Source organism: Sphingomonas dokdonensis, from assembly GCF_002197685.1.
Lineage (GTDB): Bacteria > Pseudomonadota > Alphaproteobacteria > Sphingomonadales > Sphingomonadaceae > Sphingomonas > Sphingomonas dokdonensis.
Genome location: NZ_NBBI01000002.1, coordinates 404,831 through 428,009, shown reverse-complemented (window position 1 = coordinate 428,009; position 23,179 = coordinate 404,831). Strand labels below are relative to the sequence as shown.

The following is a 23,179-nucleotide window of genomic DNA, read 5'->3' as shown; positions in this document are numbered from 1 at the left end:
AGAACGCCGGACGACAAGGTACTGGGTACCGAACGGGCGGTCAGGTGTTGCAGACTGCCGAATGAATTCAGATGGCGCGCCCTCCCCGCATGAGGCGCCATCAAGGAGCGAGATCGTTGACCGTGCTTGCAGAACCGAAGTTGATTCCCGACCACAAGGCGTTCCTGACGGTGAACGTCAAATGGGTGCGCCACTGGAACGAGCATCTGTTCAGCTTCGCGGTTGATCGTCCGTCGGCGCTGCGCTTCCGCTCGGGCGAGTTCATCATGATCGGCCTGCCGGGCGAGAATGACGATCCCAAGCCCGTGATGCGCGCCTATTCGATCGCCAGCCCGTCCTATGCCGACGAGCTCGAATTTCTTTCGATCAAGGTGCAGGATGGCCCGCTGACCGGCCGGCTGCAGGCGATCCAACCGGGCGACCAGCTGTATATGGGCAAGAAGCCGACCGGCACGCTCGTGTGCGACGCCCTGCTCGGCGGCGAGCGGCTGTGGATGCTGTCCACCGGCACCGGCCTTGCCCCGTTCCTCAGCCTCGCGCGTGACCCCGAAGTGTACGAGCGCTTCAACCAGGTGATCATCGTCCACGGCACCCGCCGCGTGAACGATCTCGCCTTCCGTGAGGAGCTTTCGGCCAAGCTCGCCGACGATCCGCTGATCGGCGACCAGGCGCAGGAGCAGTTCCACTATATTCCCACCGTCACGCGTGAGGATTTCGAGCGCACGGGCCGGATCACCGACCTGATCGCCGACGGCCGCCTCTTCGCCCCGCCGGTCACCGGCCCGGCGACGTTCGATCCCGAGACGGACCGCGTCATGCTGTGCGGCTCCACCGCGATGATCCGCGAAACCGCGCAGATGCTCGAAGGGCTCGGCCTCACCGAAGGCTCGAACGCCAACCCCGGCCAGTTCGTCATCGAACGCGCCTTCGTCGACTGATCGCCACTCCGTCACTCAAGACCGTAACGTCACCCCGGCCCTGTGCCGGGGTCCACTTTTCCCCAAACTCGACAGCTTAGAGTTTGCGGCACGGTGGATGCCGGGACCAGCCCGGCATGACGGGTAGGTGAAGCCGGCGGCCGTTCCGCTCCTCCACCCCACGTCACCCCGGCCCCGCGCCGGGGTCCAACCCTCCACACACGCTGCAACCGATGCCAGCGCGCCACGCTGCGTCCCCAGGGCCCGGCTCGACAAAACCACGCCCCGCCCAATCGCGCGCCACGCCCCTCGACACGCAACGTCACCCCGGCCTCGTGCCGGAGTCCACCCCGCCGTTCACTCTACGGTCGACGAAGGTGCGCCAGGCCGGACGCCAGCACCAACCACGCCCGACGTTTCCAGATAGCGATCGCACACCCCCTTCACCCCGGCGCTCCGCCGGCTATGCTACGCGCAACAAAGGGGAACCCAATGCGCCGCACCATCATCGCCGCCCTGCTCTGCACGCTTGCCACGCCCGTCGCCGCCGCGCCCGATTACCAGGCGCAGATCAAGGCCGATTACGATCGCGATCTCGGCAAATTGTGGGACCAGCTGCACCGCAATCCCGAGCTGTCGTTCCGCGAGACGAAGACCGCCGCGGCGATCGCCGCCGAGTTCCGCAAGATCCCCGGCATGCAGGTGACCGAAAAGGTCGGCCAGACCGGCGTCGTCGGCGTGCTGAAGAACGGTGCCGGCCCGACCGTGCTGATCCGCGCCGACATGGACGGGCTGCCCGTGCAGGAAAAATCCGGCCTCCCCAATGCCTCCACCGTGCGCCAGGTCGGCGTGGACGGTGTCGAGGTGCCCGTGATGCACGCCTGCGGGCATGACACGCACGTCGTCGGCCTGATCGCCACCGCACGCCGGATGGCGGCGATGAAGGATCGCTGGAACGGGACGCTCGTCTTCATCGGCCAGCCCGCCGAGGAGCGGATCGGCGGTGCCAAGGCGATGGTCGCCGACGGCCTCTACACCCGCTTTCCCAAGCCCGATTACGCGCTCGCCTATCACGTCGACGCCAGCATGGAGACGGGCAAGGTCGCCGCAAGCGAGACGATCCAATATTCCTCGTCCGATTCGGTCGACATCGTCGTGCCCGGCGTCGGCGCGCATGGCGCCAGCCCGAACACCGGCAAGGATCCGGTTTATATGGGCTCGCAGATCGTGATCGCGCTGCAGGGCCTGATCAGCCGCGAACGCGCGCCGCTGCTGCCCGGCGTCATCACCGTCGGCTCGTTCCATTCGGGGCTGAAGCACAACATCATCTCCGACGAGGCGAAGCTTCAGGTCACCGTTCGCGCCAATGACGAGGGCACGCGTGCGCAGCTCGTCTCGGGGATCAAGCGGATCGCGGAGGGTGTCGGCGTCATGAATGGCATGGCCAAGGACAAGATGCCCGTCGTCACCGTGGTCGAGGGCACGCCCACGACGATCAACGACACCCCGCTCGCCCGCCGCCTCAATGCCGTGATGGTCGACACGCTCGGCGCGGACAGCGTCGTACCGTTTCACCAGATGGGCATGGGCGCCGAGGACTTCGCCTATTTCGTGCAGCCGGATACGGGCGTGAAGGGCTATTATTTCGCGGTTGGCGGCACGCCCAAGGCAACGCTGGATGCCGCGCGCAACGGCGGGCCACCCGTCGCCTCACACCACTCGCCCTTATTCAAGATCACGCCCGAGCCGGTGGTGGTGACGGGCGCCACCGCGATGACCGCCGCCGCGCTCGAGCTGCTGAAGCCGGGAGCCGCCGAATGATGCGCGCCCTCACGATCCTGGCGCTCGCGGTGACGGTCGCCGGCTGCGACGTCGGCCCCGATCCGGCCGAGGTCGCCCGCGTGCGCGACGGCACGGAGGCGGTGCGCCGCGCGCTGAAGCGGCCCGAGACGGCGCAGTTCAAGGGCGTCGCCGCGCATGGCGGGGCGGTGTGCGGCGAGGTGAACGCCAGCGTCGGCATGGGCCGCACCGGCTACGAACGATTCATCGTCAGGAACGGTGAGGTGACCTTCGCCTCGCAGCTAAAGACCGATGCTGAAATGGACGCGCGCTGGGCCGCGGACTGCCAATCGTAAAACGGAAATCGGCCACTGGCCGGCAGACGCCAGCCCGTGGCCGATTCAACCCCGGAAGCAGGCCGGCGCTGCTTAGATGTCGGCCGCCAGTGCCTTCAGATCGGCCAGCGGACGCGCCCCGAAATGGCTGATCACCTCGGCCGCGCACACCGCGCCCAGCCGCAGCGACCGCTCCAGTCCCCAGCCCTGCGCCTGCCCATGCAGGAAGCCCGCGGCGAACAGATCGCCCGCCCCGGTGGTATCCACCACCTTGTCGACCGGTGCCGCCGGCACCGTCACGCGCTCGTCACCGGCGATGGCGCAGGCGCCCTGCTCGCTCATCGTCACGACGATCAGCGGCACCTTGCTCTTCACCGCCGCGATCGCCGCCTCGGTGTCGGCGGCCTGCGTCAACGACATGATCTCCGCTTCGTTGGCGAACAGCACGTCGATCAGCCCCGCATCGATCAGCTGGTGGAATGCCTCGCGATGCCGGTCGATCACGAACTCGGCCGACAGCGTAAAGGCGATCTTGCGCCCCGCCTCGCGCGCCACGTCGATCGCCGCGCGCATCGCCGCGCGTGGCTCTTCCGGATCCCACAGATAGCCCTCGAGATACAGATACTTGGCGCCTGCAATCAGGTCGCGGTCGAGCGCTTCTGCCGGCAGGTAATGCGATGCGCCAAGGAAGGTGTTCATCGTCCGCTGCCCGTCCGGCGTCACGAAGATCAGGCAGCGCCCGGTGGTCGGGCTGCCCGCCCGCGACGCCGTATCGAACCGGATCCCCGCCGCGCGAATGTCATGCGCGAACACGGTACCGAGCTGGTCGTCCGCCACCTGGCCGATGAACGCGCAGCTGCTGCCCAGCGCCGCCATGCCGGCGATCGTGTTCGCCGCCGACCCGCCCGACACTTCCTGCCCCGGCCCCATCTTCCCGTAAAGCGCGTCCGCCTCCTCGGGCGAGAAGACCAGCGCCATCGCGCCCTTGGTCATGCCGTTGTCGGCGACAAAGGCGTCGGTAGCGGGCGAGAGAATGTCGACAATGGCATTGCCGATCGCGACGACGTCATAGCTGGTCTGGGTCAAGGAAGGATCCTGCAGGCGCGTCCGCCCCAAAGCGCGCCACGCCGCGCCTTCACGGGGAGAGACAGCGGCAGGGCAAGGCCCGGTTCAAACGGGATGAGTGTTGCGCGCGCCGTAATTGCCACGCCCGCCTTGCGCAACCACGCAGCCGCGCGCATGCGGGGCATATGGTGACGGCATTCGCGCTCAGCCTCGGCCAGCTTGGTGATCGGGCGGTGCTGACGGTGCTTGGAAGAAGCCTGGCGGTCACGCTCGCGCTGTTTGCGCTGCTTGGCGCGGGTGTCTGGTGGGCAGTCGACCTGCTGCTCGCTCAACAGGCATTCGGCGGCGCCCTTGCCTCCGCCGCAGCGGTGGTGGTGAGCATCCTCGCCTTCTGGCTGCTGTTCCGCGCCGTCGCGATCGCGGTCGTTGGCCTGTTTGCCGACGATATCGTCGCAGCGGTCGAGCGGCGACACTATCCCGCCGCCCTCGCCAGCGCCCGCGACGTGCCCTTTGCCCGCGCGCTGCGCATGGGGCTCGCCTCAGCGCTACGCTTCGTCGGCGTGAACCTGCTCCTTCTTCCCGGCTACATCCTCCTTCTCGCGACCGGCATCGGCACCGCGGCGCTGTTCCTCGCGGCGAACGCCTGGCTGCTCGGCCGCGATCTCGGCGACATGGTGGCGGCGCGCCACCTTTCGCCCGAGGCCATGCAGGCGTGGCGCCGCACCACGGCAGCGCGTCGGTTCATCCTGGGGATGATCGGCACCGGATTGTTTCTGGTGCCGTTCGTCAACATTCTGGCGCCGGTGATCGGCGCCGCCCTTGCCACCCACTTCTATCACCGGAACCGCCGATGACGCGCTTTTCGCTCCCGATCCTCATCCTATGTCTGTCCGGCTGCGCCACGGTGCCGGGCTCGCTGTCCGAACGAGCCGACCCGGTGCCGATCCCCTATGGCGCCGCCGGTCTGGAGCGCGTCATCGGGCAGGATGCCAACGGCCTGGTGCGCCTGTTCGGTCAGCCCGATGCTGACGTGCGCGAGGGCAATGCGCGCAAGCTACAATTTCAGAGCGCGATCTGCGTACTCGACACGTACCTCTATCCCAAGGGCTCGGCCGCGCCGCGCGTCACCTATGTCGATGCGCGGCAGCCCGACGGGCGCACGATCGATCGCGCGAGCTGCGTTGCCGCCCTCACGCGCCGGGTGGGCGGAAAATAGCAGCGCCAGCAAGCGTTAGCGTGATCTTCGCAAAGCCAGGTGCAAACAGCGCCATGCTGCCGCGCGCCAGCTTTCTTGTGCCAGGATGCCCCTTGTGACTGACGAAGCACCGCCCGTGATCACCGCCACCGGCTTGGTGAAGCGCTTCGGCGGTCGCCCGGTCGTCAGCGGGGTCGACCTCGTCGTGCCGCAAGGCATGATCTACGGCGTGCTCGGCCCCAACGGCGCCGGCAAGACGACGACCCTGCGCATGCTGCTCGGGATCATCGAGCCGGACAGCGGTGAGCGTACCCTGCTTGGTCACCGCCACCCGCGCGATGCCAGCGACCGGGTCGGCTATTTGCCCGAGGAACGCGGCCTCTACCCCGCCATGAAGGCGCGCGAGGCGATCGCCTTCATGGGCGCGCTGCGTGGCTTGCCGTGGAAAGAAGGGCGGGCGCGGGCACAGCAGTTGCTGGAAAACACCGGCCTCGGCCATGCCGCCGATGAAAAGATCCGCAAATTATCCAAGGGCATGGCGCAGCTTGTCCAACTGCTCGGCTCGGTCGTTCATCAGCCCGACCTCCTCGTGCTGGACGAGCCATTCTCAGGTCTCGATCCGGTCAATCAGGAACGGCTGGAAGCGCTGATTCTCGGCGAGCGCGATCGGGGCGCCACCGTGCTGTTCTCCACCCATGTCATGGCGCATGCGCAGCGGCTGTGCGACCGTCTCGCGATCATCGCCGGTGGCCGTCGCCGGTTCGAAGGCACGGTGGCCGAAGCGCGCGGCACTCTGCCGCAGCAGGTCCATTATGTGCCGCATTTCCCGAACGACGATCTCGCACGTCACCTTCCCCCAGACGCTCGCCGCGATGGCGACGGCTGGCGTTTCGAGCTGCCACATGACGGAATCGAAGCGCTGCTGAAGCGGCTGATCGACGCAGGCTATGGCATTTCGGGCCTGTCGATCGAGCGGCCGGGGCTGCACGAGGCGTTCGTGCGCATTGTCGGCCAGGCCGCATTGGAGCAAGCCGCATGAGCCGCCCCTCGGGCAAGTTGCGCCGCCGCCTGCGCCAGACGCTCACCATCGCGCGGCGTGATTTCACCGCCACCGTCTTCACGCCGATCTTCCTGCTGTTCCTCTTTGCGCCCGTGATCATGGGATCGTTCGGCGCGATCGGCGGGCTTGGCGCGGCGTCGGTATCGGCGGGCTCTGCCGAAAAGGAGCGGCTGGTCGCGATCGCGGCGCCGCGCGAGGCCGATGCGCTGGTCGCCGCGGACAAGCAACTGCGCCCGATCTTCCCCGGTGAGATCGCCCCGCCGATGCTTGAAGTTCGCCCGCCAAGTGGCGATTCCAGCCAGCAGGCCCGTGCCGCGCTGAACACGCCCGATGTCGACGTTGTCGCCGTCATGAGCGGCCCGCTCGAGGCGCCGTGCATTCTCTTCGGCCCGAGCGCACGCGATGCGCGTTATCTGGCGGCCGTATCGGAACAGGCGCGGCGCATCGCCGCCGCCGGTCCGCTCGCACCAAGCCGCCCCGTCTTTACCAGAACGGCGCGTGACAAGCCGACGCTCGGTGGGCGAAACGCCGCCGCCTTCGCCGCAGTGTTCGGCATCTTCTTCCTCACCCTGTTCCTGTCCGGGCAAGTCGTCGGCACCATGGCGGAAGAGCGCAACAACAAGGTGATCGAGGTGCTCGCCGCCGCCGTGCCGCTCGAAAGCGTGTTCCTCGGCAAGCTGCTGGGCATGTTCGGCGTGGCGGTGCTGTTCGTGGGCTTCTGGGGTTTGGTGGCAAGCCAGATCGGCATGCTGCTGCCCGCTGGTGCGGACCTTGCCGGCATGGTGCCGGCGGTCGGCTTCGGTACCTTTGCCCTGCTGTTCGCCGGCTATTTCACCACCGCCTATCTCCTGCTCGGCTCGGTCTTCCTCGGGATCGGCGCGCAGGCGTCGACCATGCGCGAGATCCAAATGCTTTCGCTCCCGATCACCATCCTTCAGGTGGCGATGTTCGGCCTAGCCTCCGCTGCCGCGTCGAACCCGGGCACGACGCTCGCGACCGTGGCCGAGATCTTTCCGCTCTCCTCACCCTTCGCCATGGCGGGCCGTGCGGCGAACAGCGCCGCGCTCTGGCCGCACCTCGCGGCGCTTGCATGGCAGATGCTGTGGGTCGCGATTTTCATTACCGTCGGCGCGCGGCTGTTCCGCCGCGGCGTGCTGCAATCGGGCAGCCCGGCCGGCGCTTGGAAGAAGCTGCTCGGAAAGGCCGCAAAGGTGAGCAGCAACCTGCCAGGTTGAACAGAACAGGAGCGGCATCGCCTCTCGCCTAGATGACACGATGTCCGCGCCGGCGCCGATCGATCGTAAGCGGCTGCCGCCAAGCATCTTCCCCGCCGCTCGACACCCCGATATGCTCGTCCGCGGAGGGCGGGGCCATGGCGATCGGCGTTGAAGCAACTGCGGGTTTACCGAGTGGGGAGGCGCATACCCACGCGGTGGAGCAGGCCGCCGGCAAGACGGGACATGGCGATCACCATCCGACCGCCTGCCTCAACTGCGGCACATCGCTGATCGGCTCGCATTGCCACGCCTGCGGTCAGGCTGGGCATGTGCACCGGACGGCCGGCGCGATCTTTCACGACATCGCGCACGGCGTCTTCCATTTCGAAGGCAAGGCATGGGAGACGCTGCCCATGCTCATCCGGCGCCCCGGTGATTTGACGCGTCGCTATATCGATGGCGAGCGCGCCCGCTTCGTCTCGCCGCTGGCGATCTTCCTGTTCACCGTCTTCCTCATGTTCGCCATCGTGGCAAACCTGCCCGGCTGGTCGCTCGCCGATGGCGATTTCCTGAAGTCCGGCCTCACCGAAGGCATGGCGGAAACGCGCGCCAAGGTGATCGAGGAACGGGAGCGAGCGGACCAACAGCTTGCGATGTACCAGGAGTCGTTGAAAACGGCGCGCGCCAAGCCCTCGCCCGACGCCGAGCGGATCGCGAAGCTGGAACGCAATCTGGCGGACACCGTGGAGATGCGGCAATCCTTGGTCGACGCAGAAAAACGCCTTCCAACTATGTCAACGTTCAAGGTGACGAGCGACGGCAAGCCCGTGAAGACCAACTGGTTCGAGGACAAGTTCCGTCACGCGCAGGAAAACCCCAAGCTACTGCTGTACAAGCTGAAGACCTCGGCCTACAAATACAGCTGGGCGCTGATCCCACTCTCGATCCCGGTCATGTGGCTGCTCTTTCCCTTCAGCCGCCGGTTCAAGCTTTACGATCACGCGGTTTTCGTCACCTATTCGCTTACCTTCATGTCGCTGCTCACGATCGCGCTGGCGGTGCTGCAGGCATTGGGCGTGCCCTTCGTGATCGTCATGGCCGCCGCGGTGCTGATCCCGCCGTTCCACATCTACCGTCAGCTGAAAGGCACCTATCAACTCGGCCGGACCAACGCGCTTGTTCGTGCGGGCCTGCTGATCGGCCTGATCTACTGCGCCGTTGTGCCGACTTTTGCGGTGATGCTGCTTTACCTGGGCCTGGCGTAGCGACGTCGCGGGAGCGGCGGCGCACCCGCTCGCCGGGGCGCCGGCCTTGTCCCGCGTCGCAAGGTTAGTCTCGGCCGCGCGAACAACTCGGCGACGCCTGCAGTACGCGACCATATGATTTAACGCCTTGCGCACTGCCGATCGGCGCGGCAGTCGCCAACCCACGCCATCAGGCGAACAACGCACACGAAAAGGGCGGCGCCCGTCGCCGGGGCCGCCCTTATATGGAATCAACGTCAGGCTTTCACTGAAACCTAGAGCGCTGCCCTGCCTCAGGCTCCCGCCGGCGACGGATTTCCGAACGGGCCCTGTGGGCGCCGCGTCTTCGGGATCGACGTACCAACGCTCGGGATCGAGGACTTCTTCGGCTGATCGACACGGCCGATGCCTTCGCCGGCGATCAGCTTCTTGATCTCATCGCCCGACAGCGTTTCATATTCGAGCAGCGCTTCGGCCAGCAGGTGAAGCTGGTCGCTATGATCGGTCAGCACCGTCTTGGCGCGCGTCAGCCCACCCTCGACGATCGTCTTGATCTCGTGATCGATCAGCTGCGCCGTCTCGTTCGACATGTGCGTCGGCTGCGAGGAGGAATAGCCAAGAAAGCTTTCGCCCTCAGGCTGCGCGTAGTCGACCGGGCCGACCTTGTCCGACATGCCCCATTTGGTGACCATGTCGCGGGCAAGGCCCGTGGCGTACTGGATGTCACCAGAGGCGCCCGACGATACCTTGTCGTAGCCGAAGATGATCTCCTCGGCGACGCGGCCGCCCATCGCCACCGCCAGGTTCGCGTACATCTTGTCGCGATGGTAGCTGTAGCTGTCACGCTCCGGCAGGCGCATCACCATGCCCAGCGCGCGGCCGCGCGGGATGATCGTCGCCTTGTGGATCGGGTCGGACGCCGGCTCGTGCAGGGCGACGATCGCGTGGCCCGCCTCGTGATAGGCGGTCATGCGCTTCTCGTCGTCGGTCATGACCATCGACCGGCGCTCGGCGCCCATCATGACCTTGTCCTTGGCTTCCTCGAACTCCTGCATCGCGACCAGCCGCTTGGACTTGCGCGCCGCGGTCAGCGCCGCCTCGTTGACAAGGTTTGCGAGGTCTGCGCCCGAGAAGCCCGGCGTGCCGCGCGCGATCACGCGTGCATCGACGTCGGGTGCCAGCGGCACCTTCTTCATGTGCACTTCAAGGATCTTGATGCGGCCCTCGATATCGGGGCGCGGCACCACGACCTGCCGGTCGAAACGGCCCGGCCGCAGCAGCGCGGGGTCGAGCACGTCGGGGCGGTTGGTCGCCGCGACGATGATGATCCCCTCGTTCGCCTCGAACCCGTCCATTTCGACCAGCAGCTGGTTCAGCGTCTGCTCGCGCTCGTCGTTGCCGTTGCCCAGCCCCGCACCGCGATGCCGACCGACCGCGTCGATCTCGTCGATGAAGACGATGCACGGCGCCGACTTCTTGGCCTGTTCGAACATGTCGCGCACGCGGCTCGCACCCACGCCGACGAACATTTCCACGAAGTCCGAACCGGAAATGGTGAAGAACGGCACGCCCGCCTCACCCGCGATCGCGCGGGCGAGCAGCGTCTTGCCGGTGCCGGGCGATCCGACCAGCAGCGCACCCTTCGGGATCTTGCCGCCCAGCCGGGCAAACTTGCTCGGGTCCTTGAGGAACTCGACGACTTCCTCCAGCTCCTCGCGCGCCTCGTCGATGCCCGCGACATCGGCAAAGGTGACCTTGCCTTCCTTCTGCGTCAGCATCTTCGCGCGGCTCTTGCCGAAGCCCATCGCGCCGCCGGCGCCGCCGCCCTTCTGCATCTGACGCACGACGAAGAATGCGATGCCGAGGAAGAGGAGGAAAGGCAGCGCCTGGACCAGCATATACTGCCAGATCGAGGGGCCTTCGTCGCGCTTGCCCGAGATCTCGACGCCGGCCTTGCGCAGACGATCGGTCAGCTGCGGATCGGACACGGGATCGGTGCGGAACTTCTCACCGCTCGACAGCGTGCCCGTGATCTGCTCGCGCGAGATCGTCACGTCCTTGACGGTGCCTTCGTCGACCTTGTCGAGGAACGCCGAATAGGCAATCGCATTGCCGGTCGCCGTCCCCGATCGACCGTCGAACATGGTCACGACGATAGCCAGCGACAGAAGAATACCCACCCAAATGAGGAGGCTCTTCATCCATGGATTGGGGCCGTTGCCGCCATTATCGCCAGGCTGCTTGTCGTTCTCGTTCATGCCTTACCTTTCAACAGCGGTAATGTAGGCGGCCTGAGGTTAATGGCAACGGAACGAGCGGCGAATTTCGTCGCTCACCGTGATCGATGCGGCGGCGCATCGCGAAAGTGCCAGCGTCCGCGCCGAGGGGCGGCCAGCACGCCGGCATGCGTCGCCCGGCGCCCGGCGGCGAGGCTGTCGAGCAGTGGCTCGATGTTCGCCGACGCATCGAATGCGGGCGCGGTGATCGCGTGAGTCGCACGCACGGTGGCGATCGCCCGGCGGACCAGCCGGCGCAGCATGTCTCGGGGCAGTTCGGCGGCATCCAGCGTCACGATGCCTTCCGCCGTTGTCACCCGCTCGCGCCACATCAGCAGCGCCATTTCGCCAAGGTCGCGCTCTGTTTCCGCAATCGCGGCGGCGCTGCGCGCCAGGGCGGCCGGGTCGAGCCACTCGTTGCGGTCGAGCAATTGCCGAAAGCGCGTACGATCGTGTCGCGGGTCGCTGTTCGCCGGATCGTCCACGAACGGCAGCCCGGCTCGCCGCACCGTGGCGCGCAACGCCGCCCGGCGCCAGCCAAGCAGCGGACGCACCACCGGCGCACCGGCAATTACCGTCGCCGCCCGGATCGACGCCAGCCCCGAAACCCCCGATCCGCGCGAGGCGCGCATCAAGAAGGTTTCGGCCTGATCGTCGGCATGGTGCGCGGTGGCGATGGCCAGCGCGCCGCGCGTCTCCATCCACGCAGCAAGCAGGCCGTAGCGCGCGTCGCGGGCGCGTGCCTGCAGGCTCGCGCCGCTGATCGCCCCCTCCACCACCAGCGTGGCATGCGGCAGATCCAGCCTGGCCGCTTCCTCCGCCACCATCCGCGCCTCCGCCGCCGCAGCCTCGCGCAGGCCATGATCGACGGTGGCGGCGATCACCGCACCGGGGAATGCGGCACCGGCGAGCACCAGCAGCGCCATGCTGTCGGGTCCGCCCGACACCGCCACCGCCAGCGGCCGCGCTGGCGTCGGCGCCTCACGCGTCAGCACCAGCAGATCGCGGTGGAATTGGCTTACGTCCGCGCCAGCGACCACGCGGTCACTTGCACTTGGCGGAGGTTCGCGCGCGCGCCACGTCGTCCTTCATCCCCTGCCCGACCCGATCGCCATACACGTCGAGCAGTTCGCCATAGACCTTGCAGGCGTCCGCCGGCTTGTTCAGCTTCATCAGCGCTTGGCCAAGATAATACAGGCTGTCCGGCGCCCGTTCGCCATCCGGCATCTTCTTGTAATTGTCGTAGAACGCGATCGAGGCGAGGCTCGGCTTGCCATCGTCGAGATAGGATCGGCCGAGCAGATTCTGAGCAAAGCTGGCACGCCGCGACTTGGGATAGGTCGCCACCACCTTTTTCAGTTGGTCGGCGGCTTCGGGATAGAGCTTCGCCGCCCACAGGCGATAGCCGTAGAGATACGCATCCTCGTCCGCCTGCCCGGTGGCGGGCTTTTCCACCGCAGCCACCTGTGCCGCGCGGCTGCCGCTCGCGCCAGCCGCCGGCGTGGCCGCCGCGCGCGGCGGCGGCGGCACCACGGGACCGCCTTCGGGCAACGTGCCTTCGCCGGCCGGCGCGGCGGCATCGCGGCTCAGGCGCGCATCGGTCGCCTTCTTGTAGGCGGCGAACTGGTCTTCCAACTGGCGCAGGCGATATTGCGATTGCTCGATCTGCCCCGTCATGGAGGCAATCTGCGACTCCAGCGAGGACACCCGCTGCGTCAGATCGTACACGGCGCTGGAGGCCGGTGCGCCGATCTCCTCCGGCGTTGAGGGTGCCGGGCGAACCTGCGGCTCCAGATACGTTCCCGCGCCGCCCGGAAATACCTTGCGCTGCACGGCGCGCATTTCGCTTTCGAGCTTGCCGACGCGGCCGTCCAGACCGGACTGGGCGAGCGCCGGTGTTGCGACCCCGGCAAGGATCACGGCGAAAAGCAACCTAGGCATCGATCAACAGCCCCCCGGCAATGGGTTAACAACCCGCTATAGCTACACGCGCGCGCCTGTCGCCAGCCTTAAGGACACACAGCCGGTCCGCTCGCTCAACGCCCCGCCGGCGTCTGACCGGCAAAGGCGGGCGGCACCGACGATGCGGCAGCCGGCGCCGCGGTCGCCGGAGCGGCCGCCGCGGGCGCCGCGGGCGCCGCGGGCGCCGTCTCACCGCCGGCCGCGTTGCCGCCAAAGCGCGTCCGCAACGCATCGGCGCTGACACGCACGTTCTTGATCGCGCGCCGCCCGTCGCCCAGCGGCGGCAGCACCGATCCGTTCAGCGTCACCTGCAGCTTGTCCGGCCGGCCAACATTGATCATCGGATTGTCGGCACCCGGCGGCACGTCGAACCGCTCACCCGCTTTCATGGTGCCAAGATACAGCGTCTTGTCCGCCGCGTCGTACACGCGCAGCCAGACCTCGTCGGTCGCCGTCAGCGCCACCTGCGGCGCCGCCGCGGGGGCCGCGGACGGGCGCGCCGCCGGAACGGCCACCGCCACCGATGGGGCGGCCGGCGGTGTGCCGTCACCACGGAACAGGCTGCTGCCCAGCCACAGCACGGCAAGCACCGCAATCGCCAGCGCGACGCCGGCCGCCGCGATCACCAGCCCGCGGCTCGGCACGCGGGTCGGGTCCGCCACTTCATACGGCTGATAGCGCGGCGTGGCGCGCGGCGCGTCATGCGCTTCGGCCCGCACGTCACGGGCCAGCGCCACCTCATCCTCGCCCAGCGCGCGGGCATAGGCGCGCACAAAGCCAACGGCATAGGTCGGCGATGGCAGCGCACCGTAATTGGACGCCTCGATCGCCTCCAGGTGACGCAGCGGCACACGGGTACGGGCACCGATCTCGGCCAGCGACATCCCTTGTCGCTCGCGCGCGGCGCGTAGCCTCTCGCCAACAGGTTGCGGGAAGAGCGTCGCGTTGTCGCCGCGCTCGGCCTCAGTCATTCGCTTCTCCGCTAGGGCTGAACCGACCCCGTTCAGCCTCGCCTGCACGTCTCACAGAGCCGGCCATCTGTGTCAATCGAGCCACACCGCTTTTGGTCGGCAACGTCCCTCGCTTCACCGAAGGCGCAGCCAAACTCAGCCCAGTTCCACCCCGTTTGCCTGCGCCCAGCCGGCCAGTGCGGCGCGCATGTCGCGCGGCGGATTGGCCAGAAGCCGGCCCATCTCGGCCGCAACCGCCTGATAATCCAACGATCGCACCATGGCCTTGATCGGCCCCACCGCCGCGGGCGTGATCGACAGGCGATCGATCCCGATCCCGATCAGTGCCAGCGCCTCGAGCGGCCGTCCGCCCATCTCGCCGCAGATCGCCACCGGCACGCCGGCGTCACGCGCCGGTGCCAGCACACTGGCGATGAAGCGCAGGATGGAGGCCGACAGCCAGTCGTACCGCTCCGCCAGCTTCGGGTTGGCACGGTCGGCGGCGAACAGGAATTGCGTCAGATCGTTGGTACCGATCGACAGGAAATCCACCTGCGGCAGCAGCAGGTCGAGCTGATAGGCCAGGCTCGGCACTTCCAGCATCGCGCCATAGCGGATCTCGTTCGGCATCCGCCGGTTGCGCGAGGCAATCCAGCTGCGCTGCTGTTCGAACAGCGCGCGCGCCTCGGCGAACTCCCACGCCTCGCTCACCATCGGGAACATGACGTTGAGCGTGCGCCCCGCCGCCGCCTCGATCAGCGCGCGCGCCTGCGCCTTCATCAGCCCGTTGCGTTCCAGCGCAAGCCGCAGCGCGCGCCAGCCCATCGCCGGGTTCTCCTCGTCGTCGCCCTGGACAAGGTACGGCAGCGCCTTGTCCCCGCCGATGTCCACCGTGCGGAAGATCACCGGCCGGTCGCCCGCCACGTCCAGCACCTCTCGATACAGGCGCTGCTGGCGCTCGCGCTGCGGCAGGGTCGCGGACACCAGGAACTGGAATTCGGTGCGGAACAGCCCGATCCCATCCGCACCCGTCACGTCCAGCGCGCCGACGTCGTCGCGCAGCCCGGCGTTGACCATCACTGTCACGCGGTGCCCATCCCGCGTCGTAGGCGCCACGTCGCGCAGCGCGGCGTAGGCGGCACGGCGCTTCTGCCGCAACGCCAGCTTGGCGTCGAACGCCTCCTCCATCGCCGCGGAGGGACGCACCACCGCCGATCCCTCGTTGACGTCGAGCAGCAGCAGGTCGCCCTCCGCGATCTGCCGGCGCACCTCGCGCACGCGGCCCAGCACCGGCACGCCCATCGCCCGCGCCACGATGGTGACATGCGCGGTCAGCGATCCTTCCTCCAGCAGCACGCCCTTCAGCCGCCGGCGATCGTATTCCAGCAGTTCGGCCGGCCCCAGGTTGCGCGCGATCAGGATCGTGTCCTGGCGAAGGCCCATCTGCGCCGCGGTGCCCATCTGCCCCGATACGATGCGCAGCAGCCGGTTGGACAGGTCCTCCAGGTCGTGCATCCGGTCGGCGAGCAGCGGATCGTCGATCTGCCGCATGCGCTGGCGCGTGCGCTGCTGCACCCGCTCGATCGCCGCTTCCGCGGTCAGGCCGCTGTCGATCGCCTCGTTGATGCGCCGCGACCAGCCCTCGTCATAGGCGAACATCTTGTAGGTTTCGAGCACCTCCTCATGCTCGCCGCCGACGCCGAACTCGGCCTCGCGGGTCATGCGGTCGATCTGCTCGCGCATCTTGTCGAACGCGGCATAGACGCGGTGGCGCTCGGCCTCGATGTCCTCAGCGACGGTATGCTCGATATGGATACGCGGCTGGTGGAACACCGCGCAGCCCGCCGCCATGCCCTCCACCAGCTTCTGTCCGGTCAGTCGAATGCTGGCCGTCGACTGCTGCGGGCGATCTTTGGGATTGGCCGGATCGATCAGCCCGGCATTGGCGATCAGCTCGCTCAGCACCATGGCAACCGTCTGCAACGCCTCGATCTCGATATCGGCATAGCGGCGCGGATCGGCATGCTGCACCGCAAGCACACCCACCGACCGCTCGCGCCGGATGATCGGCACGCCGGCGAAGCTGTGGAAGCGGTCCTCGCCCGTTTCGGGCTTGTAGGCGAAATCGGGGTGACTCGCCGCCTCGTCGAGGTTCAGCACCTCGCCGTTCTGCGCAATGGTGCCGACCAGACCTTCGCCCAGCGCCAGCTTGGTGACATGCACCGCGTCGGCGGCAAGGCCGCGCGTCGCGAACAGCTCCAGCACGCCTTCGCGCAACAGATAGATCGAGCAGACCTCGCTATCCATCGCCTCGCCGATGATATCGACCACCTGATTCAATTTGGCCTGCGCGTTGGTACGCGCCGCCATCACGTCATGCAGGTTGACGAGTATTTCACGGGCGGAAGCGGCGGCGGACAGCATAGGATGTGGCTAGCAGGCGCGGGGGCTGGGTGCCACGCAACATTTGCTCCGCGGCACCGCAGCGAACGTGTCAGCTCTTGCGCTTCTTCGTCTTTTTCGAGGATGCTGCACTGTCGCGGGGGAACAGCACGGCGGCAACGCCGATCGCGATCGCACCGACACCCGCCGCCGCACCGACGATCTTGCCAATCGACCAGCCCTGCTTCTCCGGCGTTGCCCATTCGTCGGACGACGACTTGGACGCGGTCGGCGCTGTCGGCGTGTGCGGCGGCTCCTCGATCGGGAAGGGCGAGGTGTTGGCTGGCGGCACGGGCGGCGTTGTGGTCATGATGATCCTTTGTGATGAAATGCTTTAACGCGCCCGACGCCGCGCGGCTCCCGATCCGGACGCGCGACCCGCCGGCTTAGTCGAACAATCCGTCCGGGCTGCCCGCCGGCGGATTGAGCCCCAGATGCTTCCACCCGCCCGCGTTCAGCATCCGCCCGCGCGCGGTTCGCGCGACAAGGCCGAGCTGGATCAGATAGGGCTCGATCACTTCCTCGATCGTGTCGCGTGGTTCGGAAAGTCCAGCAGCCAGCGTTTCCACCCCGACCGGCCCACCGCGATAGATGTCCGCGATCATGGTCAGGTAGCGCCGGTCCATCGCGTCGAGGCCCAGATTGTCGACCTCCAGCCGGTTGAGCGCGCGATCGGCGGCGATGGCGTCCACCTGCGCCACGCCCGCGACATTGGCGAAGTCGCGCACCCGGCGCAGCAGCCGCCCGGCGATACGCGGGGTGCCGCGCGCGCGCCGCGCGATCTCCGCTGCGCCGTCGGGTGCGATATGAAGGTCGAGCAGCCCGGCCGCACGCGTCACCACGCGCGTCAACTCTTCCACGGTGTAGAATTGCAGCCGCACCGGAATGCCGAACCGGTCGCGCAGCGGCGTCGTCAGCAGCCCCTGCCGCGTCGTCGCGCCCACCAGGGTGAAGCGCGGCAGGTCGATCCGCACGCTTCGCGCCGACGGTCCCTCGCCGATCATCAGGTCGAGCGCGCGGTCCTCCATCGCCGGGTACAGCACCTCCTCCACGGCGGGCTGAAGCCGGTGGATCTCGTCGATGAACAGCACGTCGCCGTCCTCGAGATTGGTCAGCAGCGCGGCCAGATCGCCCGACTTGGCGATGACCGGCCCTGAGGTTGCACGAAAGCCCACGCCCATCTCGCGTGCCACGATCTGCGCCAGCGTCGTCTTGCCAAGTCCCGGCGGGCCGAAGAACAGCACATGGTCCAGCGCGTCGCCGCGCCCCTTGGCCGCTTCGATGAAGACGCGCAGATTGTCGCGCGCCGCCGCTTGGCCGACGAATTCGTCGAGCCTTTTGGGGCGCAGCGCAGCGTCGGCGTCTTCGGCCCGGCGCGCCGGCGTGATGAGGCGATCGGTATCGGTCATTTCGCCTGTGCCTTTAGCCCTGCTCACGCCGCGCGCCTATGGCTTTAACCCGGCCACTGCCCGCCCGATCACCGGATACCGGTGAGCGCCGCCTCCAGCCGCTGCCACAGCGCCGCCACCGCTTCCACGCTGGTCGCCTGCCGCGACGTAAAGGCGCCCAGCGGCGCCCGCCGCTCAGCCATCGCCTCGAACGCGCTCGCCATAGGAATCGCAGGCCAGTCCGGATGCTGGGCGAGCGCCTCGCGATGCACCGCTCGGCGGCGATCGACCATCGAGAAAACGGGCGCCAGCGTCACTTTCGGCCCCTTCTTGCGCCCGACATGCGCCGCGATCGCATCCAGCGCGCGGCGCGACAGCGCGGACGGGATCACCGGCACCACCACCAGATCGGCCGCGCGCATGATCTGGTCCGACGTGTCGGTCAGCCCGGGTGGGCAATCGATCACGATCCGGTCGTAATCCTGCGCCAGTTCGCCGACCAGCTTCGTCAGCCGGTTCTTCTTGTCCAGTGCCCGAAAGGCGACGTCCAACTCGCGTAACGAAGCATCCGCCGGCAGCAGGTCGAGCCGCTCGATCGCCGTCGGCCGCACCAACCGCCGCCCGCTTACCTCGCGCCGGATCACCGCGCCGGCCTCGCGACCATGGCCGTCATGCCCCAGGATCCACGTCGCCGCCGCCTGACCGTCGAGATCCCACAGCAACGTGCGCCGCGATGACAGCGTCGCAGACGCCCAGGCAAGGTTCACCGCCAGCGTCGTTTTCCCCACGCCGCCCTTCAGGCTGTATACCGCAATCGTCCGCCCGCTCATCAGTCGTGCACGATCCCTTCGCCGGCAATGGCAATCCACGGGTGCCGGCGATTCTCGTACACGGAATAGCCCGGTGCCGGAAAATGCGGATCCGCAAAGCAGCCGACCGCAACCGCAATCAAGTCGGCCTGACGCTCCAACACGTAGAACAGCGTCGTGCCGCAGGTCACGCAGAAGTGATGAACCGCCGCACTGCCGCTGCTGCCCACACGCCGCCATTGCCGCGGCGTACCGGTTACTGTCACTGCGTCTTCCGGAAAGCGCGCCTGTGCGGCAAACGGTGCACCGCTGCGCCGCTGGCAATCAAGACAATGGCACACGGACACGCGCACCGGATCGCCTGTGCACTCGATCAACAGCGCCCCGCATGCACAGGACGCCGTCCGGCTCACTTCTTCGCCGCCTTGCGCAGCGCGAGCCGCACCAGCGCGTCCAGCGTGGCGCCGGTGCCCAGTTCTTCCTCCGCCGCCGCCACCGCGCTCGCCGCCTCCGCGGGGCGGAAGCCAAGGTTCAGCATGGCCGACACCGCGTCCGCGCTCGCCCCCACAGGCGCGACCTGCGCAGCCGCAGACGGCCCGAGCACGATGCCGCCTGCCTTGTCCTTCAGCTCGCGCACGATCCGCTCGGCCAGCTTCGGCCCGACGCCATTGGCGCGCGCCACCATCGCCTTGTCCTGCGCGGCGACCGCGCGGTTCAGCTCCGCCGGCTCCAGTGCGGACAGGATCGCAAGCGCCACGCGCGCGCCCACGCCCTGCACCCCGGTCAGCAGCCGAAACCAGTCGCGCTCGTCCGCCCCCGCAAATCCGACCAGCCGCTGGAAATCCTCACCGACCAGCATCTCGGTATGCACCTGCACCGCCTCGCCGACCGGCCCGAGCGCCGCCAGCGTGCGCGACGACGCACCGACCAGATAGCCGACGCCGCCCACTTCGATCACCGCATGATCGGCGCTCGTGCTGGCGAGAATACCCTTGAGATACGCGATCAAAGCTTGCGGTCCGTCATGTCCGACGATCCGTAGCGCCTCGGCAGCGGCGGGCCAACTCCTCGCGCGACTTAGCCGCCCGCCTGCAGCCGCCGCATCATGCCCGCGGCGCTCGCGCGGTGATGCGCATGGCAGATCGCCACCGCCAGCGCGTCCGCCGCATCCGGCCCGGCAACCTTTGCGCCCGGCAGCAGCACGCCGATCATCGCCTGAATCTGCCGCTTTTCCGCACCGCCGGTGCCGACCACCGCCTTCTTCACCGTGGACGGGTGATATTCGTCGACGATCATCCCCGCCCCTGCCGCCGCCAGCAGCACCACGCCGCGCGCCTGCCCCAGCTTCAGTGTCGATTGCGCATTGGTATTGCCCAGCACTTCCTCGACCGCCGCACTGTCGGGCCGCTCGGCACGGATCACGTCGATCAGCGCAGCGTACAGGTTGGTCAGCCGGCGCGGCAGCGGCATGGATGGATCGGTCTTGATCTGCCCGTTCGCAACATGCCGCAGCCGGTTCCCCTCCGCCGAGATCACGCCCCAGCCACTGGTTCCGAGCCCCGGATCAAGGCCAAGGATGATCATGAAACAAGCCCCGCACCGGGGATCGTCACCCCAGCTTCTCCATCACCTCGTCGGAGACTTCGTAATTGCCCCACACCTGCTGGACGTCGTCGTCATCGTCCAGCGCGTCGATCAGCTTGAACAGCGTCGCCGCATCGCCCTCGTCCACCGCGACCATGGTCTGCGGCCGCCAGGCGAGCTTCGCGCTTTCCGCCTCGCCCAGCACCGGTTCCAGCGCCTTGGCGACTTCGTGCAGGTCCGCCTGTGCGGTCCAGATTTCGTGGCCGTCCTCGCTCGACGTCACGTCCTCGGCACCCGCTTCGAGCGCGGCCTCGAACACCTTTTCGGCGTCGCCGACGCTCGCCGGGTAGTTGATGAGGCCCAGCCGGTCGAACGCATGGCTCACCGAGCCCGACGCGCCCAGATTGCCGCCGTTCTTGCTCACCGCGGTGCGCACGTTGGTGGCGGTGCGGTTACGATTGTCGCTCAGCGCCTCGATGATGAGGCTGACGCCGCCGGGGCCAAAGCCTTCGTAGCGGATTTCCTCGTAATTCTCCGCATCGCCCCGACTCGCCTTGTCGATCGCGCGCTGGATATTGTCCTTGGGCATCGACTGCGCCTTGGCGGCGTTCACCGCCGCGCGCAGGCGCGGGTTCATGTCGGGATCGGGAAGCCCCATCTTCGCCGCAACGGTGATTTCGCGGCTCAGCTTCGAGAACATGCCCGAACGCTTCTTATCCTGTGCACCCTTGCGGTGCATGATGTTCTTGAATTTGGAATGACCTGCCATGGCAAGCGCCTCTAGCGCCGGATACGCGCCCGGCTCAAGTCGCCGCGCTCACCCGCTTGCGCGATTTTCCGCGATCATCGTCTCCAGACGGGCCAGCCGCGCGATCACCTCGCCGTCCAGCTTGCGATGCAGCCGCAGGATTTCCAGCTCGGCGCGCAGGTTCGTCTCGTAATCCAGCTCGGCACTCAGCCGATCCTTTGCCGCCTGCCGGTTCTGGCTCATCATGATGACCGGCGCCTGCACCGCCGCCAGCGTCGACAACATCAGGTTGAGAAAGATGTAGGGGTAAGGGTCGAACGCCATCCCGAACCGCGCCAGCACGTCGCTGTTGAGCAGCATCCAGCCGAGCAGCACGGCACTGAAGACGATGATGAAGCCCCACGAGCCGCCCACTTCCGCGACTCGGTCGGCCAGCCGCTCGCCCAGCGTCGATCGTTCGTCGGCGACGTCCGACGCATCGCGCACCCCGGGCGTGCCCGCGGCAATTGCCGACAGGACGCGCCGTTCCTCCTCGTCCAGCGCCTCGGGCGGCTTGCCCAGCAGGTGCCGCGCCAATTCCCCTATGTCCGCCCTCTGACTCGTCATTGCCACCCCCATTAACTCACCGCGCATTAGCGCCAGCCGACGCAAACGTCTTGCCCCGCACCGCCGGTTTCGGCCAAACGCTTCGCCATGACGATAGCCGTGGACATGGGCGCCGACACCTCGGGTGCGCCGGTCCTGATCGACCTAGAGGAACTGCTCGCCACCCGATTGCTCGTGCAGGGCAATTCGGGCTCGGGAAAGTCGCACCTGCTGCGCCGCCTGCTCGAACGCTCGGCGGGTCAGGTGCAGCAGGTGGTGATCGATCCGGAGGGCGATTTCGTGACGCTCGGCCCGGCGTACGGCCATGTCGTGGTCGAGGCGACCGACTATTCCGAACGCGAGATCGCGCGAATCGCCGGCCGGCTGCGCGAACACCGCGCCTCGGTGGTACTCAGCCTCGAAGGGCTGGAGGCGGAGGGGCAGATGCGCTGCGCCGCCACTTTCCTGTCGGCGATGTTCGATGCCCCACGCGAACATTGGTATCCCGCGCTCGTCGTGGTCGACGAGGCGCAGCTCTTCGCCCCCACCACCGGCGGCGAAGTGGCGGAGGACGTGCGGCGCGCCTCGCTGTCGGCCATGACCAACCTCATGTGCCGCGGCCGCAAGCGCGGCCTCGCCGGCGTCATCGCGACGCAGCGGCTCGCCAAGCTCGCCAAGAACGTTGCGGCCGAAGCATCGAACTTCCTGATGGGCCGCACCTTTCTCGACATCGACATGGCGCGCGCCGCCGACCTGCTTGGGATGGAGCGCCGCCAGGCCGAGGCGATCCGCGACCTGCCCCGCGGCACCTTTCTCGCGCTTGGCCCCGCGGTCTGCCGCCGCCCGCAGACGGTAAAGATCGGCGCGGTCGAGACCAGTGCGCGCTCGGGCAGCCCGAAGCTGACGCCGCTCCCGTCCGCCCCGCCGGCCGACCTCCAGGAGTTGATCTTCGCCGCGCCCGAGCCGGAGGCGGCGCCGCAACTGCCGATGGCGTTCGAGGCGCGCCCGCGTCGCGTGCCGGCGGAGGAGCTGATCTCCGACATGGCGCGTCCCGCGCCGCTGCCGCCCGAGCCCGAGCGCTCCGACGAGGAAGTCACCGCCATCGTCGCCGACGTGCTCCGGGCGATCGTTGAGGATCCCGAATCGGCCGGTCGCCCGGCCTCCGTGCTGTTTCAGGACTTCCAGGTCCGCTGCCGCATGCAGGGGCTATCGCGGTCGGGCATCGAACTCGGCGACTTCACCCGCCGGCTCTCGTCGGCGCGCGCCGGCATCTTCGACACCAGCGATCCCGAATGGGCCGAGGCGGTGGCGCTGGCCGGCGCGCTGCCCGATGAAATGGTCGGCCCGTTCCTGCTGGTCGCCAAGGCGGCCAAGGAAGGCGCACCGTGCCCCAGCGACGCGGCCCTGGCGGACACCTACGGCACGTCCTCGCTCGGCCGGGTGCGGCGCCTGATGGGCTATATCGAAAGCCGCGACCTGATCGTCACCCGCACCGATCTGTCGGGCAAACGCTCGATCACCATCGCTCGCCTTGGCTGGACGACGGCACCCGCAGAGGCTGCGTGAGGAACGCGTCATCGCGGCTTTGAGCCGGGATCCATGGAGCCGCGAACGCTGCCGCCC

The 23,179-nt window shown here is 67.9% G+C and carries 23 protein-coding genes; 9 read left to right on the top strand and 14 right to left on the bottom strand.

What is annotated here, in order from left to right:
- The first annotated feature begins 116 nt into the window (after positions 1 to 116).
- From SPDO_RS06925 to SPDO_RS06915, 3 genes are all read left to right on the top strand, one after another.
- Complete coding sequence (locus tag SPDO_RS06925) at positions 117 to 938, top strand: ferredoxin--NADP reductase (RefSeq protein ID WP_281252561.1); 822 nt, start codon at positions 117 to 119, stop codon at positions 936 to 938.
- A 471-nt stretch (positions 939 to 1,409) separates the two neighbouring features.
- Positions 1,410 to 2,738: an amidohydrolase gene (locus SPDO_RS06920; RefSeq protein WP_088366730.1), complete on the top strand. Its 1,329-nt coding sequence runs from the start codon at positions 1,410 to 1,412 to the stop codon at positions 2,736 to 2,738.
- Complete coding sequence (locus tag SPDO_RS06915) at positions 2,735 to 3,052, top strand: hypothetical protein (protein WP_143559602.1); 318 nt, start codon at positions 2,735 to 2,737, stop codon at positions 3,050 to 3,052. Before SPDO_RS06920 ends, SPDO_RS06915 begins: the two co-directional genes overlap by 4 nt.
- Before the next feature lie 72 nt (positions 3,053 to 3,124).
- Here the strand turns inward: SPDO_RS06915 and SPDO_RS06910 are convergent, their stop codons facing one another.
- On the bottom strand, positions 3,125 to 4,117 hold the full coding sequence (locus SPDO_RS06910) for an adenosine kinase (protein WP_088366728.1): 993 nt from the start codon (positions 4,115 to 4,117) through the stop codon (positions 3,125 to 3,127).
- A 164-nt stretch (positions 4,118 to 4,281) separates the two neighbouring features.
- On the opposite strand from SPDO_RS06910, the gene SPDO_RS06905 reads away from it, so the two are divergent.
- The 5 genes from SPDO_RS06905 to SPDO_RS06885 all read left to right on the top strand — a co-directional run bounded on the left by SPDO_RS06905 (position 4,282) and on the right by SPDO_RS06885 (position 8,833).
- The gene (locus SPDO_RS06905) at positions 4,282 to 4,950 is read left to right on the top strand and encodes an EI24 domain-containing protein (protein WP_088366727.1); all 669 of its coding nucleotides are present in this window, start codon (positions 4,282 to 4,284) and stop codon (positions 4,948 to 4,950) included.
- The gene (locus SPDO_RS06900) at positions 4,947 to 5,312 is read left to right on the top strand and encodes a hypothetical protein (protein ID WP_088366726.1); all 366 of its coding nucleotides are present in this window, start codon (positions 4,947 to 4,949) and stop codon (positions 5,310 to 5,312) included. Before SPDO_RS06905 ends, SPDO_RS06900 begins: the two co-directional genes overlap by 4 nt.
- Positions 5,313 to 5,397: 85 nt before the next feature.
- Positions 5,398 to 6,330, top strand: coding sequence for an ABC transporter ATP-binding protein (locus SPDO_RS06895; RefSeq protein WP_088366725.1), 933 nt, complete (start codon positions 5,398 to 5,400; stop codon positions 6,328 to 6,330).
- Complete coding sequence (locus SPDO_RS06890; protein ID WP_088366724.1) at positions 6,327 to 7,586, top strand: ABC transporter permease; 1,260 nt, start codon at positions 6,327 to 6,329, stop codon at positions 7,584 to 7,586. Before SPDO_RS06895 ends, SPDO_RS06890 begins: the two co-directional genes overlap by 4 nt.
- Before the next feature lie 137 nt (positions 7,587 to 7,723).
- Positions 7,724 to 8,833 carry a DUF3667 domain-containing protein gene (locus SPDO_RS06885; RefSeq protein ID WP_088366723.1) on the top strand — a complete coding sequence of 370 codons (1,110 nt, stop codon included), beginning with the start codon at positions 7,724 to 7,726 and terminating at the stop codon, positions 8,831 to 8,833.
- A gap of 272 nt (positions 8,834 to 9,105) precedes the next feature.
- On the opposite strand, the gene ftsH is transcribed toward SPDO_RS06885, so the two are convergent.
- The 13 genes from ftsH to SPDO_RS06820 form a co-directional block, all read right to left on the bottom strand.
- A complete protein-coding gene (gene ftsH, locus SPDO_RS06880) occupies positions 9,106 to 11,070 on the bottom strand; it encodes an ATP-dependent zinc metalloprotease FtsH (RefSeq protein ID WP_088366722.1) in 1,965 nt (654 codons plus the stop codon).
- Between the two features lie 74 nt (positions 11,071 to 11,144).
- Positions 11,145 to 12,128, bottom strand: coding sequence for a tRNA lysidine(34) synthetase TilS (tilS, locus tag SPDO_RS06875; RefSeq protein WP_088366721.1), 984 nt, complete (start codon positions 12,126 to 12,128; stop codon positions 11,145 to 11,147).
- 4 nt (positions 12,129 to 12,132) lie between these two features.
- Entirely contained in the window at positions 12,133 to 13,029 is an 897-nt protein-coding gene (locus SPDO_RS06870) for a tetratricopeptide repeat protein (RefSeq protein WP_088366720.1), read from the bottom strand.
- A gap of 95 nt (positions 13,030 to 13,124) precedes the next feature.
- Positions 13,125 to 14,021, bottom strand: a complete 897-nt coding sequence (locus SPDO_RS06865) for a helix-turn-helix domain-containing protein (RefSeq protein WP_088366719.1) — start codon at positions 14,019 to 14,021, stop codon at positions 13,125 to 13,127.
- Between the two features lie 135 nt (positions 14,022 to 14,156).
- On the bottom strand, positions 14,157 to 16,424 hold the full coding sequence (ptsP, locus tag SPDO_RS06860) for a phosphoenolpyruvate--protein phosphotransferase (RefSeq protein ID WP_088366718.1): 2,268 nt from the start codon (positions 16,422 to 16,424) through the stop codon (positions 14,157 to 14,159).
- Between the two features lie 70 nt (positions 16,425 to 16,494).
- The gene (locus tag SPDO_RS06855) at positions 16,495 to 16,752 is read right to left on the bottom strand and encodes a hypothetical protein (RefSeq protein ID WP_088366717.1); all 258 of its coding nucleotides are present in this window, start codon (positions 16,750 to 16,752) and stop codon (positions 16,495 to 16,497) included.
- Between the two features lie 76 nt (positions 16,753 to 16,828).
- Positions 16,829 to 17,851 (bottom strand): Holliday junction branch migration DNA helicase RuvB, encoded by a 1,023-nt coding sequence (gene ruvB / locus SPDO_RS06850; protein WP_088366716.1) that lies wholly within the window; start codon positions 17,849 to 17,851, stop codon positions 16,829 to 16,831.
- Between the two features lie 68 nt (positions 17,852 to 17,919).
- Complete coding sequence (locus SPDO_RS06845; protein WP_088366715.1) at positions 17,920 to 18,660, bottom strand: ParA family protein; 741 nt, start codon at positions 18,658 to 18,660, stop codon at positions 17,920 to 17,922.
- Entirely contained in the window at positions 18,660 to 19,052 is a 393-nt protein-coding gene (locus SPDO_RS06840; protein WP_088366714.1) for a GFA family protein, read from the bottom strand. The genes SPDO_RS06845 and SPDO_RS06840 overlap by 1 nt, the downstream gene beginning before the upstream one ends.
- Complete coding sequence (gene ruvA / locus SPDO_RS06835; RefSeq protein WP_088366713.1) at positions 19,049 to 19,648, bottom strand: Holliday junction branch migration protein RuvA; 600 nt, start codon at positions 19,646 to 19,648, stop codon at positions 19,049 to 19,051. Before ruvA ends, SPDO_RS06840 begins: the two co-directional genes overlap by 4 nt.
- Positions 19,649 to 19,716: 68 nt before the next feature.
- Entirely contained in the window at positions 19,717 to 20,223 is a 507-nt protein-coding gene (gene ruvC / locus SPDO_RS06830; protein WP_088366712.1) for a crossover junction endodeoxyribonuclease RuvC, read from the bottom strand.
- Positions 20,224 to 20,248: 25 nt separating this feature from the next.
- Complete coding sequence (locus SPDO_RS06825) at positions 20,249 to 20,992, bottom strand: YebC/PmpR family DNA-binding transcriptional regulator (RefSeq protein ID WP_088366711.1); 744 nt, start codon at positions 20,990 to 20,992, stop codon at positions 20,249 to 20,251.
- A 48-nt stretch (positions 20,993 to 21,040) separates the two neighbouring features.
- Positions 21,041 to 21,577 carry a DUF1003 domain-containing protein gene (locus SPDO_RS06820; protein ID WP_088367024.1) on the bottom strand — a complete coding sequence of 179 codons (537 nt, stop codon included), beginning with the start codon at positions 21,575 to 21,577 and terminating at the stop codon, positions 21,041 to 21,043.
- A gap of 87 nt (positions 21,578 to 21,664) precedes the next feature.
- On the opposite strand from SPDO_RS06820, the gene SPDO_RS06815 reads away from it, so the two are divergent.
- Complete coding sequence (locus SPDO_RS06815; protein WP_088366710.1) at positions 21,665 to 23,122, top strand: helicase HerA domain-containing protein; 1,458 nt, start codon at positions 21,665 to 21,667, stop codon at positions 23,120 to 23,122.
- The last annotated feature ends 57 nt before the right edge of the window (positions 23,123 to 23,179 follow it).

What these genes read in the sequence shown, in the direction of transcription:
- SPDO_RS06915 (WP_143559602.1), top strand. Translation starts at nt 2,735, where the DNA reads ATGATGCGCGCCCTCACGATCCTGGCGCTCGCGGTGACGGTCGCCGGC.
- ftsH (WP_088366722.1), bottom strand. Translation starts at nt 11,070, where the DNA reads ATGAACGAGAACGACAAGCAGCCTGGCGATAATGGCGGCAACGGCCCC.
- SPDO_RS06870 (WP_088366720.1), bottom strand. Translation starts at nt 13,029, where the DNA reads ATGCCTAGGTTGCTTTTCGCCGTGATCCTTGCCGGGGTCGCAACACCG.
- SPDO_RS06865 (WP_088366719.1), bottom strand. Translation starts at nt 14,021, where the DNA reads ATGACTGAGGCCGAGCGCGGCGACAACGCGACGCTCTTCCCGCAACCT.
- SPDO_RS06825 (WP_088366711.1), bottom strand. Translation starts at nt 20,992, where the DNA reads ATGGCAGGTCATTCCAAATTCAAGAACATCATGCACCGCAAGGGTGCA.
- SPDO_RS06895 (WP_088366725.1), top strand. Translation starts at nt 5,398, where the DNA reads ATGCCCCTTGTGACTGACGAAGCACCGCCCGTGATCACCGCCACCGGC.
- SPDO_RS06900 (WP_088366726.1), top strand. Translation starts at nt 4,947, where the DNA reads ATGACGCGCTTTTCGCTCCCGATCCTCATCCTATGTCTGTCCGGCTGC.
- SPDO_RS06820 (WP_088367024.1), bottom strand. Translation starts at nt 21,577, where the DNA reads ATGACGAGTCAGAGGGCGGACATAGGGGAATTGGCGCGGCACCTGCTG.
- ruvC (WP_088366712.1), bottom strand. Translation starts at nt 20,223, where the DNA reads ATGATCATCCTTGGCCTTGATCCGGGGCTCGGAACCAGTGGCTGGGGC.
- SPDO_RS06845 (WP_088366715.1), bottom strand. Translation starts at nt 18,660, where the DNA reads ATGAGCGGGCGGACGATTGCGGTATACAGCCTGAAGGGCGGCGTGGGG.
- ruvB (WP_088366716.1), bottom strand. Translation starts at nt 17,851, where the DNA reads ATGACCGATACCGATCGCCTCATCACGCCGGCGCGCCGGGCCGAAGAC.
- SPDO_RS06920 (WP_088366730.1), top strand. Translation starts at nt 1,410, where the DNA reads ATGCGCCGCACCATCATCGCCGCCCTGCTCTGCACGCTTGCCACGCCC.
- SPDO_RS06905 (WP_088366727.1), top strand. Translation starts at nt 4,282, where the DNA reads ATGGTGACGGCATTCGCGCTCAGCCTCGGCCAGCTTGGTGATCGGGCG.
- SPDO_RS06885 (WP_088366723.1), top strand. Translation starts at nt 7,724, where the DNA reads ATGGCGATCGGCGTTGAAGCAACTGCGGGTTTACCGAGTGGGGAGGCG.
- SPDO_RS06815 (WP_088366710.1), top strand. Translation starts at nt 21,665, where the DNA reads ATGACGATAGCCGTGGACATGGGCGCCGACACCTCGGGTGCGCCGGTC.
- ptsP (WP_088366718.1), bottom strand. Translation starts at nt 16,424, where the DNA reads ATGCTGTCCGCCGCCGCTTCCGCCCGTGAAATACTCGTCAACCTGCAT.
- SPDO_RS06855 (WP_088366717.1), bottom strand. Translation starts at nt 16,752, where the DNA reads ATGACCACAACGCCGCCCGTGCCGCCAGCCAACACCTCGCCCTTCCCG.
- SPDO_RS06890 (WP_088366724.1), top strand. Translation starts at nt 6,327, where the DNA reads ATGAGCCGCCCCTCGGGCAAGTTGCGCCGCCGCCTGCGCCAGACGCTC.